At 43.3% G+C, this 2,418-nt stretch carries 2 protein-coding genes; both read left to right on the top strand.

Features of this window, described 5'->3' with window-relative positions; genetic code table 11:
- Positions 1-197: 197 nt before the first annotated feature.
- Entirely contained in the window at positions 198-656 is a 459-nt protein-coding gene (locus V7R35_RS17685; RefSeq protein WP_334016202.1) for a VOC family protein, read from the top strand.
- Between the two features lie 1,512 nt (positions 657-2,168).
- A complete protein-coding gene (locus tag V7R35_RS17680) occupies positions 2,169-2,405 on the top strand; it encodes a hypothetical protein (RefSeq protein ID WP_334016201.1) in 237 nt (78 codons plus the stop codon).
- The last annotated feature ends 13 nt before the right edge of the window (positions 2,406-2,418 follow it).

The following is a 2,418-nucleotide window of genomic DNA, read 5'->3' as shown; positions in this document are numbered from 1 at the left end:
TTTACTTGGCATATTTGTGAGGCGTATACCATAGTTGGTTACGTAAAGGTTGTTTCAGAGCCGCGCACATAACAAACGCATTAACACTCGCTGCGCTCGCTAGGGACAAAAACACGTAGGCTCCCTGCGCTTCGCTTGGTATTGTAGCCTACGTGTTTTTGCCCGTTATGCGGAGCGTTATGTGCCAAGGAAACTCTATGTATAAAGGTTTTAAAGGATTGGTGTTTACAACTGTTTTTTTTGCGGCACTCTTTTCTAATGCAGCTCAAAGTAAGGAATTAAAAATGTCAGGTCCTGCTCAGAATGGTGTGCTCATCTACTCAATCAACTTGCCACACCTTGCAGCGTTTTATGAACAACTATTTGGTATGCGTATTACAAGGGAAACCAAAGATTTTATCAGCTTAGATAAAGACGGCTTTAATCTCATCATCCATGTCCCACCGTTCGATATACCCAAAGGTTCTTTCAGCCCAATTAAACTATTCTTGTCAGTTCAAAATATGGAAGCAACAAGAGAAAAAGCAGTCACCTTAGGTGGCGAGGCATTCGATGGCGAATGGGCAAACCCAATATTCAAAGTGTCTAACATCGCAGACAGAGAAGGTAATCATATACAGATCAGGGAATTCAAAAATCCTGGCAAAGGCTTATAAGTAGTTTTGTGGGCAGGGCACATAACAATCGCATAAACTCGCTCGCGGGCTCGCTGGGACAATAACACGTAGGCTCAGTCGCTTCGCTCCAATTTTAGCATACGTGTTATTGCCCGTTATGCGGGCCGTTATAAACCATGTCGCATTTTGGGTTTAAACTCTTCTAAGCCCTCTTGCCTATCAAGCTCTCACTTTTCAAACTAAGTTCGCAATGCCATCGGCATTTGCGGTCAACGTAGCAACTATATTCAACGCTAATTTTTCAACTTACACCATAGGATATTCAACATTCGACTGCGTAAGCAACGTGGTAATTTGTCGCCGCTTTTCATAGCGCTTTTCTTTAAGGCCGTCGCCACATAACGTTAGGGTGTTTCACCTAATTCAATTGCTCCATCAAGGTTACCAACAACCTTTCCACTCCTTTAAACTCAGCGTTCGTTCACCGTGCGCCATGGCTTGTTTTAATAAACCGCTGGTGTATGCTGCTGTTATTGTTATTGTTATTTTTAAACAAATTTGTTTGTTCGTTTATAACAAACAAATTAAGTTCGCCCGCTGCGCGGGCTGGGACGCAAACACGGTCGCTGCTTCGCATTATAGCGCCCATGTCTGCGCCCCTTATTTGGAAGTTATGTGACTACAGGGAAGAACCATAGTGAAGAGTAAAGATTCGAATTATTGGTTCCCAGCCAAGGCTTACGGGATTGGTTGGGGACTCCCAGTGACGTGGCAAGGCTGGGCCACTTTGTTAGTTTATATTGCCGCAATGATTGTCACTGCTTTCTTGCGTTCGCCTACCAGTAACTCCCGCGTTTTTATTGGTTTATCATTTGCATATACGATCGCATTAATAATCGTGTGTTACATCAAAGGTGAAAGATTAAATTGGCGGTGGGGTAGCAAGCAGTAGTGAAACCGTCACATAACAAAAAAATCAAGTTCGCCCGCTGCGCGGGCTGGGACGCATACACGCGGGGCGGCTTCGCCATTATGCCCCACGTGCCTGCGCCCCTTATTTAAAAGTTAGGCGTCATTTACTTACAGTATTAAAAAGTAGGTTCAAACGTGACATTCCAGCATCAAGGTTGTTTCGCTAGGTTGTCTTTACGGCTTGCTTTCTCAGTTGTTTAAACAACTTTAGCAACGCGTTTTTCATCAACACCGCAACACCAACATTCTGCATCGCGAGCTTTCTAAACCCGCTCTTTTATCCAGCATTACCGTTAACATCTGGCTTTTCGCACAGGGTTGTTTTATCTTAAATTCAATAATTTAAACACGCGGTCTATTTGGCTAGTGGTGGCAGCAAAGCTGCGTACGTTCCTTTGTACGCCTAACAAAACGCTGTTGGCACTCCCTCCGGTCGCTGGGACGCTAACACGTGGGCTGACTCACTTCGTTCGGATTTTAGCCCACGTGCTAGCGCCCCAAAGCTTAGCGTTATACGAATAAGTGAAAAACCAGAAAATCACTGGTAGTCTTAAAACTCTATTGAAATAAGGAAATTCTATGAAAAGTCGTACAAAGATAGCTCTATCTACAATCGCTTTCACTACTGTAATTAGCTTGCAGACGTTCATCCTGTATCAACAAAATCAAGCCAATAATACTTTTCAGGTCGAAGTAGATAGGCTTCAGAGCCAGATCGAGCAAACAAGTAAAGCTAATCAAGATCTCCTTTCAAAAATAGAAAGGTTGGAAAATAATTTAGAGCTTAAACCTCGTAGCCTTCTTTCTATGAATTAATTGGCTATTCGTA

Source organism: Alteromonas sp. S167, from assembly GCF_036864375.1.
Classification (GTDB): domain Bacteria; phylum Pseudomonadota; class Gammaproteobacteria; order Enterobacterales; family Alteromonadaceae; genus Alteromonas.
This window is presented reverse-complemented; position numbering and strand designations above follow the sequence as displayed.